A 17,357-nucleotide genomic window follows, 5' to 3' on the forward strand; every position below is an offset into this window, starting at 1 on the left:
CATCTTGAGCAGACAAAAAGTGTTGTTTGCGGATTTCCTATAGGCATCCCTCTGTAATGCTATCAATTGCAAAGGGGGGCTAACCCGTATTTAAATAAAGTGCTTGCGAACACGCCACACCCTTGCCGCAATTACGCTCAAACATCTGCGCATAATCGGCCATGCGCGCCACCGAACCAGCACTGGAACCGTAACGGCGACCAAAGTTTTGAACGTGGTCGATCCATTTATTTGGATTAATACCCAACCTCGACACAATAGCCGGAAGTTCGCTGGCAATAGCCCCGCGTTTATCGTCTCGCAGAATACGGCCGGTGGTATCCACCAACTCAAAATAATCTTCACGGGTAAAGGGTAAGGCATGGTGAGTATCGGTATGGGAGGAACCATCAAAGGGCATTAACGGCGCCTCGGGTAAGGCATCCAAACCCATTTCAGCTTTAATTTCACGCTGCTTTTGAATACGAGCATTCAATTTCTGCTCGTCTTTAGATTTGGTATTTTTGTATTTTACGTAATCGAATAAACGCTGCTGTATGGAGGTGAAATCACTCTCCATAAGATCTGTTTCCATCGCCGCCCGAATGGGGTTGAGGTCGACATAGGTCATGCAGCTTAGTAGTGCGGCCTCATCCAATAGGGCCTGACTTTTAAAACGCCCCTCCCAAAACCGGCCTTTACAGTTTTCTTCCTCGTTGGCCATACGGGCTATGGTTTCATTAACGCCGCGCATCAGCGTGCCCTTTGGGTAAAACCAGCTGATATCGTATAAGCGTTTACGCCACTTCTCAATAATCTCATCCACCACCGCTTGCGTAGCCACATCTATAGCCTCCGGGTTCCCCAGCCAACGATCAACCAGCATATGGCCGCTATACAACTGCATCCAGCGCTCGGCCACTTCTTTATTACTCCATGCCTGCGCCCTAGCCTTATCCGCATGCAGCACCACATGGTAATGATTACTCATTACCGCATAAGCGCACACATCTACCGCATACACATACGACAAAAAACGCAAGCGAGATACGATCCACTGCTTACGGTGATCGTAATTCTCACCCGTCGAATGATCTTCACCACACAAATATGCACGCCGAACACAGCGTACATAACAATGGTAAAACGGCGTTGAATCCAGAGAAATTAATGTTTCGCGGCTTTGGGTCATGGTTGCATAAATTACAAGAGGCCTTATTCAAATTCGAAGTGCACCACCTAAACTCTAAGTATCTGATAACTGGAGATAAATATGGGACTTCTTTATTCACATTTGTCACTTCACGAACGGCAATTAATGTTTAATTGGCATCACTACCACAGCATACCCATTCGAGAGATTGCTCGCAGACTCGGTCGTTCTCACTCTACAATTTCACGAGAACTGAAACGCAATATCTCAAGCTACTATGTACCAACCTGGTACCCACACCTTGCCCAATCGATGTATGAGCGGAAAATGAGGGTTAGAGCGCAACGGGAAAACCTGAAAAGTAGCAACATTCAAGTCTACGTCATTGAAAAACTCAAGATAGGATGGACACCAGAGCTAATCTCAGGCCGTTTAAAGCACCATGAAACTCTACCCTATGTTTGCCATGAAACAATCTACCAATACATTTACAAAGAAGCACCTGAACTAATTTCCTGTTTGGCACGAAAACACAAATAACGTAAAAAGAAATATCCTGCTAGAAAATACAAGCAAGCAATCAACAACAAAACATCCATCCTAGAGCGCCCCGAAATAATCAATGACCGACTTGAATTTGGTCACTGGGAAAGTGACTCCATCATCTCTGCAGGTCAAAAACCTGGCTGTAACGTTGTTATTGAGCGCTGTACTCGCATGGTTCATATCACTAAGTTGAATGCAAAAACGGCAGAAGAAACGGAAAAGGCCCTTGTAAACAAGCTTATTCACCACCCATGCGATTTCGTAAAATCCATTACTTATGACAACGGAACCGAAAACTCTAACCACTTAAAAACTAATGATCAGCTAAAATGCGACTCGTTTTTTTGTCAGGCTTACCACTCATGGGAAAAAGGTGCTGTCGAACAAGTGAATGGCTTAATTCGTCGTTTCTTACCCAAAAAGACCGATATCACTCAAATTTCAGATAAGAAAATATTAGAGATTGAACATATTCTAAACTCTCGCCCAAGAAAATGCCTTAATTACCGAACACCACTCGAAGTATACGAACAGTATCGCAAAGATCTTCCAATAAGCTCAGCCTAGAATGAAAAAGGCCGACTAGAAATTAATTTCTGTCGGCCTCAACTTGTCACGGCCATCGGCTCCTCAGCCTGTACCGCTAATTTAGCGTAGTACAGCAGGATTAACTTGTCCAAAAATACCTGCGGGGTTTGGGGCGGCAAGCCCCAAGAGCTAAAACACAAAACAACTATCTCTTAGTGTCGATTGGTATAAGCAAACCATTGATCCAGAAACTAAAAAGTAGTTAACTTGTGCTGCCGGTGCACTTTAATCTTGAAGCTGGCGAGGCCGGAAGACTTGTCAAGTTATTGGATGTCCTTTTATTGTTTCTGGGACGCAAATAATTGCACGTCTGCCAACCCATTCCCCGAATGTGGTGCCGAAGCGCCCAGCCCACCGAAAGGGCAGCCAGCTCAAAAATCGTATAAGGATTTCAACACCAGTTGGCCATTGAATTCATGGAGTGTGACTGAAAATTCCAATGGCTATCAAACGGCTTATCTACGGTTACTGTCTAAATTTGTTAATTAGCCGCTAAAAAACGAAACGGACGCGAATAGTATCACCGAGGTTATCCGTCACGCCATTACCATCTACAATCACCTGCTCTTTGAACGCAGAGACGATAACGCCGATATTCTGTTGCGGCTATAAAGCCGCAAAAGTAAAAAAAGTCGCCTTCACTTAAATTATGAGGGCCCAGGCAACACCAAGGAACAATCCTATTTCGGGGCCAATAGCATGGGAAGTGTTTAGGCCGTGACCACAGTCGCTTGCTTACATTTTCACTCTTCATAGCCTGGATATTGTTCTGGATTAACGCCAGTTGATTTAATAATTCTTGGATACTTCACTTTAGCTTCTGCGGCTAGCCGTTTCCTTGATTTTTTTATTTGAAAGAGCCAGCAATCTCCAAAATCGAACAGGTAATATAATTTCAATCCAGTAATGGGGTATATTTCGTTGAGTTTCACATTTTCCGGAATAGCACCGGACTTATTCCTCGGATTCTTTCCAAGATAAAATTCATGCAAGTGATCATCATCAAAGGCCACTATCTCTTGAATATAGTTATGCAATTGACTAAGAGTAAAGCACTCTGTTACTTCTATTATCCTAACCCAAGGAACATCCTCTTCACTATATGGAAATGAAACTTCTAAGGTAAATATCTCCATGAATTCCTCTCTATACTGATTGGGGTGCAAACGCCCGCTTCAGCCGCAGCTGGTATGGAGCTTTTTTGTGTTATTGCTTGAGCGATAGCGATTAACACAAAATAGCGTAGCATTATTTATCTTAGTTAGGATGTGGTGCCCGTTAAATCGGGGGAAGTTCAAGGTTAGATTTACTGGCTTTGTATGGCAACTACTATGGCATTAGGATACATTGAGCAGTTGTCTCAATGGGCATTGAATCTTGATCTATACCATACCTCAAAATCAGCGTGGAACACTCGGAACTTTGCCACAGCTTGCAGTAATTTAAAGAGAAATGGCAAGACTCGTTTATGCACCCGAAATTTACTTGATCCCACTTACTTCGTATATTTTCAGAAAATATCATTGAGGCAACATGACCGATACTATTTTCAACATAACTTTCGCAACTCCAATTTTCGTCTGATATATTGAGACTGGCGCTTTCCATTAGTTTTACTAAATGCCTATTCGGTAAGTCCGCACTTCCAAAAGATCGATACAAGAGCGCTGTGAACACTAGGCTTGCAACAACTAATCCAGCTAGAAAACCAAAAAACAACTTTACCATTGATACTTCCGATAAATTATTTCCTAACGCCCTGCAGCAGCGGCCGAAGTGTAGGCCATACTGGCTGAGTTTGTCTTGAATATTGTAAAGAACTTTTTCAAAATCATCCCACGGACCATTCTCAACAAGAACAAGCCGCCACGGGTTTTTTGCTACAAAGTCTATATTCACTCTATTCTTACGAAGCTAACGCCCTGCAGCAGCAGGCTGGAGTACAGGAGTTTTTTTCGGTAGCGTAGCGTTTTACAGAAAAAACCAGCTCCGGAACGGAAGTCCGCCAGCTGAGATGGTTATGTTTGACCACGACCTCCGGAACTACTCGAATTACTGATCCAACTTTGCGCACGATACATTTGTTCCATTTCCTCCAGAGCGCGCGTTACACACATAGTCAACTCCTTTGCAGGAGGCAGTCCAAGTTTCCGTATACCCATCTGTTTTTTCAACAACCTCTATATCTTCCGGCAAACAACCAATTTCACCTGACGCGTAGTTTTTCCACCTATGCTCTTTATGCTCTAGGTTCATCTTTTTCAACGATTCCACCGAACATCCGTATAGACATATGGCAGCTAACAATATTGACATCTTTTTATTCATATCATTATTCCCTTGATTGCTATTTGTAACTTAATGAAAGAACATAACGCTCCGTTCAGCCGAATTTTTGAAGGAGCCCGTTTGTGCTATTAAGCACAAAAAGGAGCGACGCAAAAAATATCGGCTGGAACGGCTTGTTGAACAAAGCCGCTACGCGGCAAGAACCCCCATTGTAATCAAAACTTTCCTTAGGCGCCTCAACTTCTGATGTGCTGTTTTTTAAAGAGGAAAGTACCATGAATTCGCAAGAAAAACGTAAATTCAAAACTAAATACGACAAATTCGAACAACTCCAACAACGCTTTCGGACACCCACACTAACACTTGAACCCCGCCGCAAACCACTGTACATTACAACAGCAAAAATAAACTCAAAGAACGAGCCGTGCCCCGCCCAAGGAAGCAACAAATATCCCTAGAAGCCACACCCTACTACCACTCGGCTTTGGCATCCTGCGTCGCTCTGCGTCCTGCAGTCGTGTACCTCTCGCTGTGTACGCAGAGCCTTTCTCTGTGGCCTTGATGCGCTAACAGGCAAAGATGACGAATACCGCCGTCAATGGGTTGAAGACCGTATTCTATTTGTGGGGGAGGTTTTCTGCATTGACGTGTGTGCCTATGCGGTAATGAGCAACCACCACCATGGGTGCTACACATCAATATGGCTGAAGCCCAAAGCCTAAGGGACCTAGAAGTATGCGAACGCTGGCACAAGCTTTACAAAGGCACCCTCTTAACTCAGAAATTTTTAAAGGGTGAACTAGTCGACGAAGCCTAGGTGCTCGCCGTCAAGGAAAAGCTCGACCAATGGCGCCTTGAATTAGCCAATATCAGCCGCTGGATGTGGGCCTTAAACGAGCCCATTGCCCGTATGGCAAACGCCGAAGATCAATGTACAGGGCGCTTCTGGGCAGGTTTTTGCTCCTGCAAAACCTGCATTTCCAACATCCATGTTGGTCAGCGCCGGTTTAAATCACAAGCGTTGCTCGATGAAAAAGCCTTAGCCGCCTGTATGGCCTATGTGGATTTAAACCCCATTCGAGCCAAAATGGCAAAAACCCCAGAAAGCTCTGACCACACCTCAATAAAACGCCGTATTGATACCCTAGAAACAGATAACCCATAACCGTTAAAGCTCCCCGAATTTGTGGGTAACCCAAGAGAACCCATGCCCCAGGGCCTACCCTTTCATCTACAAGATTACGTGCAGCTTGTAGATATTACCGGCAGGGCTATTCGTGAAGACAAACGTGGCTTTATCGACAACAACTTACCTCCTATTCTTGAGCGCCTCAATATCTCCAGCCGCGAATGGCTTGTACTGACCACCCAGTTTGAATCCAAATTCAAAAGTTTGGTTGGCTGTAAGGAGAAGCTTATGCTTGCAACAAAGGCATTAGGGCTGCAAAGAAGGCCGGCTTACGCCAATTGTGAAGCGATACTCCACTAACACTCCCAACCGATATTAAGCCCCGCCTCACTTTCTTCTTTAGAAAGAATTAGTCTCGTTCAAAACTTGGCGAAACAAAACATATCGCGCCAAAACAATACTCGTAGCCAACCGAGAACAAAAACAACGAATTAACCGGAAACCCTCGAAACAAACTCGATCGCATTTTTCTTAGCGTGGCTGTCCAATATTCTCTGAATTCTCTATAGGGTCAAAGAACCAATATTTTTCATTGCTGCCACTCAAACTCTTAACCTCTTTGATTAGTCTCGAATAGTACTTATTTAAAGTACCCACTTTCCAAGCGTTGATGTACGCCCTTCCTTTGAGGGACTGAACAAAAGGCTCGATCATGTCATCTTTACCTGCCCTTACCATCGACGCCTTGATTAGTGCCATCAAGTGGATGTGATTTTTAAATAATGCAGGAGAATCTGAAAACTCTTTGAGAATAGATGACTTACTATAATCGAACGACTCCACTAAATACTTGTGAGTAAATTCGTGCAATACCAAAGGAATATTGGCTGATATAGGGGATCGCATATTCTTTATTCTACCCATATGGCTTCTTATACTTACTACTAACGGGCTACTTCTAGACCCGTAACCACACACAGAAGTGTAAACCGTCAACTCCCTTCGGGAGTACTCTCTACCAACAATGCTAATCAACGCCGAAAGTAACTCAGCGCCCTCTGTATCCCACTGCCCCTGCAATATGGGTGTGAGAGAGATTGCTTCTTTCATGACATCTTCACGCGTAGAGCCACGCGCAGTCAAATCGGTAGCTAACCTCTTGCATTTAGAATCTGAAACAATACCATACTCAAATACAAGCTTAGGAATTTCTACTTTAACCGCAGCCGCCTCGGTTGACACGAAAAATATTCCAAGCAACAAAAATGTATTCCGTGTCATAAATATTTGCTCCAATCGACCTAACCGGTGATTCATAACGCTCGGCTCACCTGCGGCCAAGCCGGAGTGGTTTTTGTGTTAAAGTGTAGCGAAGCGCAACCACAAAAACCGCTTAGGTTTGGACGGGTCTGGTTTACACACTTGTTATGTGCCGCTCTTATTTGACATATATTTGTTTATTAACACTGCTAACCCAAATAAAATTATACTCACAAACAAATAAACGAAACCGAACTTTGTTGGATCCGAACCATCTGTTGATACTACTTTATAGAATTGATGGCCGCCACCTTCGGATTCCCCCCCTCCAAAACTTATCCCCTCCACTGGAAGGAAATCACTCCCGAAAGCCAACAGAGCTAGAACCATAAATATGGCCGCAATAATTTTAAGCATTACGCTTAGTGCTCTCATTTTAATACATTCCATTACTCAATCTATTCGACTTATCACTCAGCCACATAACGCCTGTGTATGAGGCATTTTTTATGTAGTGTAGTTTTGGGGTATAGTGGCGTAGCCACCCCAAAACGAAGCGAAGTAAAAAATGTCCTTATGACACACTTGTTAGCTTGACCCTGTGAATGCATAAACAGTAAGAAAACCCACGCCCAACACCTATAAATGGAGCTTGAAAGGCTGGTTTCGTGATGTATTCTGGATTTCACTCTGAGTGAGTTCCAGAGCACATAAAATCCATAAATAAATAAAAAAACGGCTCAAGTTTTTGTTACTATTTTTTCACCACAAAAAAAAGAATAAAAACAAGAGCCGTTTCGATATGAAGTATAGCAAGACCGAGATTAACAGTAAAACCCACGCCGTCCCTGACGTCCGTTTTGACGACCAGAAACTCACGTCGTTTGGGGGTTTGGTCATATTTCAGTTGATGCTAAAATCGCTTAACTTAAAACATCGCTTAAGGCAATGCTTAGAGCGCGGCCAACCGAATCAGACATACGGGCAAGCGACATTAGTTATACTCCTTATTGTCCATATCACCCTAGGTTATCGTAAGTTAAGTGATATAAAGTTCTACCAGCATGATCCTATAGTAAAACACCTGCATGGGCTCAACAGTCTGCCTAATGACTCAACGCTTAGCCGTCGACTGAACGCCGTTACAGGTCAGCATATTGAAAAAGTCTCACTTTTATCTCAGCAATTGGTCGTGGATCGCTGCGTCGAAGAAAAATTATCTCGCATTACCCTGGACTTTGATGGATCTGTAATATCAAGTAAACGCTACGCAGAAGGCACCGCCGTTGGGTACAACAAAAAACACAGGGGTGAGCGAAGCTACTATCCTTTATTCTGTACAATCGCACAAACAGGACAAGTCTTTGACGTATTACACCGCTCTGAAAATGTTCATGATTCAAATGGCGCCCATAAATTCATTCTTGCCAATATCCGTAGAATAAGGCATTTTATGCCCAAAATTGCGATTGAAGTGAGAATGGATAGCGCCTTCTTTAGCGATGAAATCATTAGCTTACTGAGTCAGCAGAAAGTTGAATTTACCATCAGCGTACCCTTTGAGCGGCACCTAAAGCTTAAAAACATTTTAGAGAAAGAAGAGGGTTGGTCCAAAATAGACAGTACGTATAGCACGACGGAAATTGACTGGAAACCCAAATCCTGGTCTAAGTCATTTCGCATGATTGGCGTTCAAAGAAAAGTCTTTATTCAACACAAAGGTGTTGTTCAGCTCGATCTATTTATACCCTATAAAACTGGGGTTGATTATACCGTCATTGTCACTAACGCCAAGAGAAGTGCTAAAAAGGTGATGGAATGTCATCAAGGGCGCGGTTCTCAGGAAGGTTTGTTTGCGGAATTAAAGTCGCAGGCTCAAATGGACTACATTCCCGTTAAAACAAAATTCGGAAATAATATGTATTTGCTTTGTGCCGTCATGGCACATAACCTGAATCGTGAGCTGCAAATGAAAACCCATGATAAATCGCGTAAGGCGAACGCAAAACGCGCGGCTTTCTGGGTATTCGAATCTTTGAGCCGAGTAAGAAATACCCTTTTTATTCACGCGGGAAGATTGATTCGCCCAAATGGCCAGTTAGTGCTGAGCATGAACTCAAATGACACACTAAAAAATGATATGGATAAGTATTTCGCGTGCCTAAGTTAGCCAGATTTATGCATAATTAGGGTTTAGTGACCCTCCGAAAGGAACTAAAGAAAAAGCTATTCCTATTAGCAGGATCACAGAAACGATAATTGATAGTAATTTTTTCCGATTCATACTCTTCAAGCTAACATTTGAATATACGTCACAACGACATATATTTCCTAATAGTACGTCAAGGTGATGTATATTCCTAGAATCCAACTCAAATCTTCGTTTAATTCCGCCAAATATGGCGAACTTCCCCCCTAAACCCAAATTCATTTGGTCAATAGCGGCTTTTGGGGCTGCTATTTCTTGCGGCAGCATTTGACTTATAACTCACTGAATTTCTTAGTATATTTTAAATAGTCAGAATCCAGTGATGCCTAATGTTAGTACACGCAAACAAAAAATAGTTGCAACTGCTAAAATGGGATTTACTGTATGTAAAAACAGCAAAGGAGTTTGCATATGTTGGATGAAATTCGCGGCCCTTTGCCGCGCAAGCCAACTAAGCTAATGGACCAATTAAGGGCACCAATGCGCTCTCGGCAAATGGCGTATAAAACAGAAAAAACCTATTGCTATTGGATTGTCGACTTTATTTATTACCACAAAAAGCAACACCCCAAATTTATGGGTGCGCGGGAAGTTGATGCTTATCTCAGCCATTTGGCTATTGACCGTAACTGCTCGGTGAACACTCAGAAAACGGCGCTTAACTCTCTGGGATTTCTTTATACCAAATTCATGAGCGTAGATCTCAACAGCAAGATGAGACACCCACCCAAAATCCAGAAAACAGGCAAATCCCACTGCTGGATTAGCCCCGCAACCAACACCCCAAACATCTAAGCCACTCCCTCATACCAAGAGCACCCAATAGCTCCCCAAACACCCACCACAAATTCCCCGTGCAATTTCCCCAAAATTCATTACACTTTGCCCTCCTCCAGTTCAGCACCCCCTTAAAAACCCTTTAAAAACCAGACAGTTACATGACAACCAAAGCCAGTACTACCAGCGCACCACAACACACCCCGATGATGCAGCAATACTTCCGTATCAAGGCCGATCACCCCAATGAGATGGTGTTCTACCGTATGGGTGATTTTTATGAGCTGTTTTTTGATGATGCCAAGAAAGCCGCGAAACTGCTGGATGTAACACTGACCGCACGCGGGAAGAGTAATGGTGAACCTATTCCCATGGCAGGCGTGCCTTACCACGCAGCGGAAAATTATCTGGCCAAGCTGGTTCGGCTTGGGGTTTCGGTGGCAATTTGTGAGCAGGTGGGCGACCCGGCTACCTCCAAAGGCCCGGTTGAGCGCAAAGTTATGCGCGTGGTCACACCCGGTACGGTAAGCGACGAAGCACTGCTAGATGAACATCGCGATAACTGGTTAATGGCCATTAGCGGGCACGAACAGCGCTACGGTATTGCCTGCTTGGATATGGGTAGCGGTCGTTTTTTTGTCTTTGAGGTAAGCGGGGAAGAAGCCCTTATTGCTGAAGTGGAGCGCTTACGCCCAGCCGAAATACTGGCACAAGAAAGCCTGCTAATACCCGCAGGTATAAATAGTCGCGCGGGCTTTCGCAGCCGCGCCGAATGGGAATTTGATTTTGAAACGGGCGAGCGCCTGCTTACGCGGCATTTTGAAACAAAAGATCTACACGGTTTTGGCTGTGAAGGTTTAAATTTGGCGGTTGGCGCGGCCGGCTGCCTATTCGGGTATGCCAAGGAAACCCAGCGCACCGAGCTTGGTCATATTTCCAGCCTTACCATAGAGAACCCTGATGACAGCGTTACGCTGGATGCGGCCACGCGCCGTAATCTGGAAATTGACATCAACCTGACCGGCGGCGAAGACAACACGCTTTTCAGCGTTCTTAATACCAGTTCTACGGCGATGGGTGGCCGCTTGCTACGTCGCTGGCTTAATTCACCGCTACGCGACCAATCTATACTGGAAGCACGGCAATCGGCGATTACGGCGCTGCTCAGTAATTACCTGTACGAATCGCTTCGACAGTCGCTCAAACATATTGGCGACCTTGAGCGCATTCTTGGGCGTATTGCCTTGCGCTCGGCTAGGCCTCGCGACCTTTCGCGGCTGCTCAGTTCTATTGCTCGCTACCCCGAAATTCAATCATTGCTGGCCAATGAAAACGCACCAAAAATTCGACATTTAGCCGATCACATCAGCCAGTTTCCCCAGCTTGTTGAACTACTGGACAAGGCCCTCATAGAAAACCCGCCCGTGGTACTTCGTGATGGCGGCGTTATTGCCGAAGGTTTTGATAGCGAACTGGACGAACTGCGGAACATCAGCACTAACGCCGGCGACTTTTTGGTAAAGCTGGAAACCCAGGAGCGCGAGCGCACCGGGCTTAGTACGCTTAAGGTTGGCTACAACCGTGTGCATGGCTACTTTATTGAAATCAGCAAATTACAGTCCGATAAAGCCCCGGTAGAATATATTCGCCGGCAAACACTGAAAAATGCCGAGCGCTATATTACGCCAGAACTCAAAGAGTTTGAGGATAAGGCGCTGTCGGCCAAAAGCCGGGCATTAACCCGTGAAAAAGCCCTGTACGAAACATTAATAGACACCCTTAACGAACACTTACTGGCCCTGCAAAAATCGGCTGCTGCCGTTTCCGAACTGGATGTTCTGAGCACTTTCGCCGAGCGTGCCGACCGATTAAATTTTGTCTGCCCCGAATTTTCCAAGGAACAAGGTATTCACATTGAGCAGGGCCGCCACCCGGTGGTAGAGCAGGTACTCGATAACCCCTTTATCCCCAATAACCTCACGCTAGACAACCAACAACGTATGCTCATTATTACCGGCCCCAACATGGGCGGTAAATCCACCTATATGCGCCAGACCGCACTCATAGTGCTGCTCGCTCAGGTTGGCTGTTTTGTGCCTGCACACGCTTGTAAAATGGGGCTTGTAGACCGCATATTTACCCGTATAGGCTCTTCCGATGACCTTGCCGGTGGCCGCTCCACCTTTATGGTGGAAATGACCGAAACCGCCAACATTCTCAATAATGCCAGCGACAAAAGCTTGGTGTTAATGGACGAAATTGGCCGTGGCACCAGCACCTACGATGGCCTCTCCCTTGCTTGGGCCTGCGTAGAGCACCTTGCGCAAAACCTACAGGCCTTTACGCTGTTTGCCACGCATTACTTTGAAATTACCGCACTGCCCGAACAGCTTCCCACAGTGAAAAATGTGCACCTGGACGCAACCGAGCACAACGACAACATTGTGTTTCTACACAACATTCAGAGTGGCCCCGCCAGCAAAAGCTTTGGGCTTCAGGTGGCCAAGCTTGCCGGTATACCGGCAGACGTTCTGGAAAATGCTAAAAACCAACTTCACAGACTGGAAACGGGAGCGCCCACCGCAGCCCATACCCCACCGGCGACTATACCCACCGCTGCAATCACTAAGGCTCCGGCGGCTTCGACATCACCTAGCCCACAGGCAGACCTGTTTGCTTTGCCGGAACCCAGTAAAAGCGACCAAGCGCTTAAAAAGCTTAATCCCGATGAATTAACCCCACGCCAAGCATTGGAACTTATCTACAAACTAAAAGAACTTATGTAATACGCACAATATGGGGCTGCACAAAGGCTAGGCGAGTGAGCACCTTCCTGTTAAAATGCCGCGCTTTTCAAGATCAGCCAGAGGTTACGCCCCATGACATTCGTAGTTGGAGATAACTGCATTAAGTGCAAACACACCGATTGTGTTGAAGTGTGCCCGGTTGACTGCTTTTACGAAGGTCCGAACTTTCTTGTGATTCACCCAGACGAGTGCATTGATTGCGCCCTGTGTGAACCAGAATGTCCGGTCGATGCGATTTTTTCTGAAGACGAATTACCGTCTGATCAGGAAGCCTTTCTTGAGCTTAATGCCGAATTGGCCGAAGTATGGCCTAATATCACCGAGAAGAAGGATGCCCCCGCCGACTCTGAAGAATGGGATGGCGTAGAAGGTAAGCTTAAATACCTCGAACGCTAAGGCATCAAACCTTTGCATGCAGAATAAAAAAGCCGGCTCCCGGCTTTTTTTGTGGCTGAAATTAATGACCTGCGCTGTGCATATATAACAGGCACAAAAAAACCGCCCGTTGGCGGTTTTTTAATATTTGGTGCTATGTAATCTATTATTGTTTACTTCTACGGCGCGTTATCAGCAACCCCACTACTCCCAGTGCAATCAGTGCCAAAGACGATGTCTCTGGTACTTCAGCAACCATTGCGTTTGCGCTAGTTGCGAACGCGCTTAACAGTACTGCCACTATGGCTTTATCCATGTACTTCCCACTCATAACTACTCTCCAATGTTTTCCATATTCTGCCTAAAGCCAAACGCTCAAGCTGCAGAATCAACTGTCGCGAAGCAATATGCGAGCCAATCAAATATTTTCCATTTATATCAACACGTTACCAATTCACAGAAAGCTTATCACACGCCACCTGTAAACTTTGCCGACGCACTGCAGCAGTGCGTTTCTCGCACAGAGCCCGGCCGGTATTACTGTCATAGAGGAGGCGGCGCTTTTGCGGAATATTTTTAGCCGTTCACACTAAGCCGATACACGATAAACATTCAGATTGAATGTTTAATGAATGAGTTCAATTTACACTGCATTCTGGGTAATGCCCTTGAACGCAGAAGTGTGTACGGCCATCATAATGGTCGCCAACCGGCCAACATAGTTGACGTCGAATAGGCGTGACATAACTCGGTGTGCAAGAAGGTTTTAGTCTTTTTACGGACAGCTGTGCATGGGGAAACGAACGTGCCATACAGGACAATTACATCGCTGAACTATGTGGAATCGGCGAGCACGCGCTGAGTGTTGCGCACAACAAAAAGCCCGCCGATTATCGCGGCAGGCTTTTAAGTTGGACGTTTAAGTTGGACTTTTGGAAAAAGTGAAAGACGCGTTACATTGCACCAAACAATGCGGTTGCATCCAAACCTTGCTTCTCCAGAATATCGCGTAAACGACGTAGGGCTTCTACCTGAATTTGGCGAACACGCTCACGTGTTAAACCAATTTCACGCCCTACTTCTTCTAAGGTGCTTGTCTCATGACCGCGAAGGCCAAATCGGCGCGCAACCACTTCGCGCTGCTTCTCACTAAGTTCATCTAGCCAACCATTGAGGCTGGTGCTTAAATCGCTGTCCTGCAGAAGTTCAACAGGGTCGGACACCTGCTGGTCAGGCACAGTATCAACCACGGTCTTTTCGGATGACGGGCCGATGGGCACATCCATGGAGGTAACACGCTCGTTTAACGCCAGCATACGCTCTACGTCTGCTACCGGCTTGTCGAGCAAGTTGGCTATTTCTTCAGGGGAAGGCTCATGATCAAGCTTCTGCGAAAGCTCACGGGCAGCTCGAAGGTATACATTCAACTCCTTCACAACATGAATCGGAAGGCGGATAGTCCGCGTCTGATTCATAATGGCCCTTTCAATGGTCTGTCGAATCCACCACGTTGCATAAGTGGAAAAGCGGAACCCTCTCTCTGGGTCAAACTTCTCTACTGCTCGTATCAACCCGAGATTACCTTCTTCAATAAGGTCGAGCAACGCGAGACCACGGTTAACGTAGCGGCGGGATATTTTCACTACCAAGCGCAGGTTACTTTCTATCATACGCTTGCGCGACGCTTCATCCCCTTTCAGGGCTTTGCGCGCAAAATACACTTCCTCTTCTGCACTTAGCAGTGGGGAGAAGCCAATTTCATTCAGATAAAGCTGAGTAGCATCAAGGTTACGCTGATAGGTATCGTCGACCTCTGTTGTGCTGCGAACGACTTTAGCCTTAGGTTTAGCCTTGGCTTTTGGTTTAGCTTTTGCTTTTGCGGATCGCTTGGCGGGGGCGCTGTCGTTTTCAGCAATGTCATCTAGACCGAAGGTGATATTTGGGTTGGAAAGTGCCTCTTGCTCTACTTCTGCATAAGACAAAACTGTATCGAGTTCTTGAACTGCCATGACCTGACTCCTGTTTACCGAGAATATCTAAGCGAACTCCGAGTTCGCATTATTAGCAGGTTGGGCGCTACCACTGCCCCCCTTCGGTTCTTATATTTCCCTTCGGAGAGTCTTTAAGAGACAAATCCGTAACCGGTTAACTAAATGTCGGCAGGATTAATATTTCTTTAAGCTTTCTGAAGAAAATTTTAGTGCTTTATAATTAATACTGTTTTAGCACTATTTACGGGGCAACAATGAGAGGGGATCGATCGGTTTACCGTTATAGCGTATTTCAAAATGCAGCTTCACAGTGTCCGAACCGGAGGAGCCCATCTCGGCAATCTTGTCGCCAGCCTTTACCTTATCGCCCTCTTTGACTATGAGTCGCCGATTGTGTGCATAGGCACTAAGGTACTTTTCACTGTGCTTGACGATGACTAACTTGCCGTAACCTCGCAAGCCACTGCCGGAATACACAACACTCCCTGCAGCGGCTGTATACACAGGCTCCCCCAAATTACCCCGAATATCAATACCTTTGTTTAGCCCCCCGTTTGAGCTGAAAGTAGCAACTAGCTTTCCTTTTGCGGGCCACTGCCATTTATTGGGGGACGAAAGTGTAAAGTTTTGTGTTTCTTTACGCGCTACTACCGATTCTTTTTCCGAATGGCTGGGGGGGGCTAGGGGGGCCGCGGTTTTAGCGGAAGGCGTGGTTTTGGCGGTTTGATTAGGCCTGTTAGGCGCTTTTTTGAGCGAGAGCTTAGGGTCGAGACTTAATTTCTGCCCAGGGAAGATATGATAGCTGGAATCCACGCCATTCAACTGCGCCAGCAATTTGTAGTTCAAATTGTAACGCCACGCAATCGAATAAAGAGTTTCCCCTTTTGCAACTATATGGAATGTAAGCTTCTCTCCGGGCGGCGGGCTACGGTCACTCACTTGTACCTTGGGGTCGTTGCTACCACAAGCCGTAATGATAAAAATGACAGCGGTCCCAGTGATCAATATATTGATCGGTCTGACCAGCCCATATAAAGCGACAGCCAGTGGTTTCCAAATAATATGCGCCGTGTAGATGTACATTTTCCAACCAACACTAGAAGATTTGGTGCTTAATACGAAAGTCTTATTAAAAATAGATCTATAGTCTTAGACCAACCTTTAAACAATTTAGCCCTTTATTCGAACTTAGGGATACGTAACCACATAAAAAATCGGGCGAATTAACTAGTTAATTGAATAACGTTTAGATATTTTTTCAACTAAAAGGACTAAACCAAGCCCCACTAGCACAAGAATCAGTGCAGCAATGAGCTGTGGCTCCTGCCCCACCAGCGTCTCATACTGAGCAGGTGAAATATTTTTCTGAACAAGTGGTATATGCTCGCCATGCCTATTGACAGCCGATTCCAGCGTTTGCTTCCAGGGCCAAGTTACATTCAATGAACCTATTAAAAAGCCTATAAGCGTCGCTAGGGTGGTTTGATGAAAGTTATGCAGTAACCATGAAAGAAAACGTGAAAACACCAGAAGCCCCGCTACGCAGCCCAACCCGAAGCTTGCCAGCGCGATTAAATCGAGATCGGTTATCGCCTGTAAAAATACCGGGTATAAACCGACCAAAAGTAGAATAAAGCTGCCGGAAATACCCGGCAGAATCATTGCGCATATCGCCACAAACCCGCCGAGGAAAAGTATCCACCAGGCTCCGGGCAGCTGCGCCGGGGAGGCCACCGATACACCGAAAACAAACGCTGCCCCCAGTAAGCAGGCCAAAATTTGCCGCCAATGCCACTGTTTTTGGTGCTTGAGCAATAAAATAATAGAAGCCGCTATAAGGCCCGAGAAGAAAGCCCATACCAGTAGAGGGTAGTTATCAAGGCAATAACCAATTAACGATGCAAAGGTTTTCAGGCTTATCAGAATCCCGCCAAATACCGCAAGCAGGAAGCTTCCATTGATAAAACGCCATGCGCTGACAAAACCTTCTTTAAATAACACGCCCACGGCAGCGGGGCCAATTTGTTTTAACGAGTGCAATAATTCGTCGTAAATACCGGTTATGAACGCAATGGTTCCGCCGGACACCCCTGGAACAACATCCGCGGCCCCCATGGCCATGCCCTTACCGAGTAATAATGCATAGTCGCGCACACCGCGCTTGCCTGAATTGGTATTCATAACGCCCCAGAAATGTAGTGTCTATTTTGTTTATATGTTCAGCGAATTGATTAACGCACCTTTGCAAACCGAA

At 45.7% G+C, this 17,357-nt stretch carries 14 protein-coding genes and 1 pseudogene; 8 read left to right on the forward strand and 7 right to left on the reverse strand.

The genetic code is table 11. The features are described 5' to 3' along the window. Positions 1 to 79: 79 nt before the first annotated feature. Complete coding sequence (locus H5336_RS22275; RefSeq protein ID WP_185236690.1) at positions 80 to 1,087, reverse strand: transposase; 1,008 nt, start codon at positions 1,085 to 1,087, stop codon at positions 80 to 82. A gap of 165 nt (positions 1,088 to 1,252) precedes the next feature. On the opposite strand from H5336_RS22275, the gene H5336_RS22280 reads away from it, so the two are divergent. Together H5336_RS22280 and H5336_RS22285 are read left to right on the forward strand one after the other, a co-directional pair. Then, complete coding sequence (locus tag H5336_RS22280; RefSeq protein ID WP_185236639.1) at positions 1,253 to 1,672, forward strand: helix-turn-helix domain-containing protein; 420 nt, start codon at positions 1,253 to 1,255, stop codon at positions 1,670 to 1,672. 21 nt (positions 1,673 to 1,693) lie between these two features. Beyond that, a pseudogene (locus H5336_RS22285) lies at positions 1,694 to 2,245 on the forward strand (IS30 family transposase); the annotation flags it as partial. Positions 2,246 to 3,009: 764 nt separating this feature from the next. On the opposite strand, the gene H5336_RS22290 reads toward H5336_RS22285, so the two are convergent. Next, the gene (locus tag H5336_RS22290) at positions 3,010 to 3,402 is read right to left on the reverse strand and encodes an IS1096 element passenger TnpR family protein (protein WP_185236640.1); all 393 of its coding nucleotides are present in this window, start codon (positions 3,400 to 3,402) and stop codon (positions 3,010 to 3,012) included. A 1,970-nt stretch (positions 3,403 to 5,372) separates the two neighbouring features. On the opposite strand from H5336_RS22290, the gene H5336_RS23695 reads away from it, so the two are divergent. Both H5336_RS23695 and H5336_RS23700 read left to right on the forward strand, forming a co-directional pair. Beyond that, on the forward strand, positions 5,373 to 5,720 hold the full coding sequence (locus tag H5336_RS23695) for a hypothetical protein (RefSeq protein ID WP_313558321.1): 348 nt from the start codon (positions 5,373 to 5,375) through the stop codon (positions 5,718 to 5,720). A 42-nt stretch (positions 5,721 to 5,762) separates the two neighbouring features. After that, complete coding sequence (locus tag H5336_RS23700; protein ID WP_313558324.1) at positions 5,763 to 6,044, forward strand: hypothetical protein; 282 nt, start codon at positions 5,763 to 5,765, stop codon at positions 6,042 to 6,044. Positions 6,045 to 6,215: 171 nt separating this feature from the next. Here the strand turns inward: H5336_RS23700 and H5336_RS22300 are convergent, their stop codons facing one another. Beyond that, complete coding sequence (locus tag H5336_RS22300; protein WP_185236641.1) at positions 6,216 to 7,001, reverse strand: hypothetical protein; 786 nt, start codon at positions 6,999 to 7,001, stop codon at positions 6,216 to 6,218. A gap of 745 nt (positions 7,002 to 7,746) precedes the next feature. Here H5336_RS22300 and H5336_RS22305 point away from each other — a divergent pair. The 4 genes from H5336_RS22305 (at position 7,747) to fdxA (ending at position 13,133) form a co-directional block, all read left to right on the forward strand. Then, positions 7,747 to 9,114: an IS1380 family transposase gene (locus H5336_RS22305; protein ID WP_185234992.1), complete on the forward strand. Its 1,368-nt coding sequence runs from the start codon at positions 7,747 to 7,749 to the stop codon at positions 9,112 to 9,114. Positions 9,115 to 9,564: 450 nt separating this feature from the next. Continuing rightward, a complete protein-coding gene (locus tag H5336_RS22310) occupies positions 9,565 to 9,948 on the forward strand; it encodes a site-specific integrase (RefSeq protein ID WP_246439481.1) in 384 nt (127 codons plus the stop codon). A 143-nt stretch (positions 9,949 to 10,091) separates the two neighbouring features. After that, complete coding sequence (gene mutS / locus H5336_RS22315; RefSeq protein ID WP_246439484.1) at positions 10,092 to 12,716, forward strand: DNA mismatch repair protein MutS; 2,625 nt, start codon at positions 10,092 to 10,094, stop codon at positions 12,714 to 12,716. Positions 12,717 to 12,809: 93 nt separating this feature from the next. After that, complete coding sequence (gene fdxA, locus H5336_RS22320; RefSeq protein WP_185236642.1) at positions 12,810 to 13,133, forward strand: ferredoxin FdxA; 324 nt, start codon at positions 12,810 to 12,812, stop codon at positions 13,131 to 13,133. Positions 13,134 to 13,278: 145 nt separating this feature from the next. Here fdxA and H5336_RS22325 read toward each other — a convergent pair whose 3' ends face one another. From H5336_RS22325 to H5336_RS22340, 4 genes are all read right to left on the reverse strand, one after another. Then, positions 13,279 to 13,443: a PEP-CTERM sorting domain-containing protein gene (locus H5336_RS22325; RefSeq protein WP_185236643.1), complete on the reverse strand. Its 165-nt coding sequence runs from the start codon at positions 13,441 to 13,443 to the stop codon at positions 13,279 to 13,281. A 622-nt stretch (positions 13,444 to 14,065) separates the two neighbouring features. Continuing rightward, positions 14,066 to 15,121 (reverse strand): RNA polymerase sigma factor RpoS, encoded by a 1,056-nt coding sequence (gene rpoS, locus H5336_RS22330; RefSeq protein WP_221628266.1) that lies wholly within the window; start codon positions 15,119 to 15,121, stop codon positions 14,066 to 14,068. Positions 15,122 to 15,340: 219 nt separating this feature from the next. After that, positions 15,341 to 15,949, reverse strand: a complete 609-nt coding sequence (locus H5336_RS22335) for a peptidoglycan DD-metalloendopeptidase family protein (protein WP_246439486.1) — start codon at positions 15,947 to 15,949, stop codon at positions 15,341 to 15,343. Between the two features lie 381 nt (positions 15,950 to 16,330). Further along, positions 16,331 to 17,284 (reverse strand): DUF368 domain-containing protein, encoded by a 954-nt coding sequence (locus H5336_RS22340; protein ID WP_221628267.1) that lies wholly within the window; start codon positions 17,282 to 17,284, stop codon positions 16,331 to 16,333. Between the last annotated feature and the right edge of the window lie 73 nt (positions 17,285 to 17,357).

The sequence above is a fragment of the Teredinibacter franksiae genome (assembly GCF_014218805.1).
In the GTDB taxonomy this organism is placed as follows: domain Bacteria; phylum Pseudomonadota; class Gammaproteobacteria; order Pseudomonadales; family Cellvibrionaceae; genus Teredinibacter; species Teredinibacter franksiae.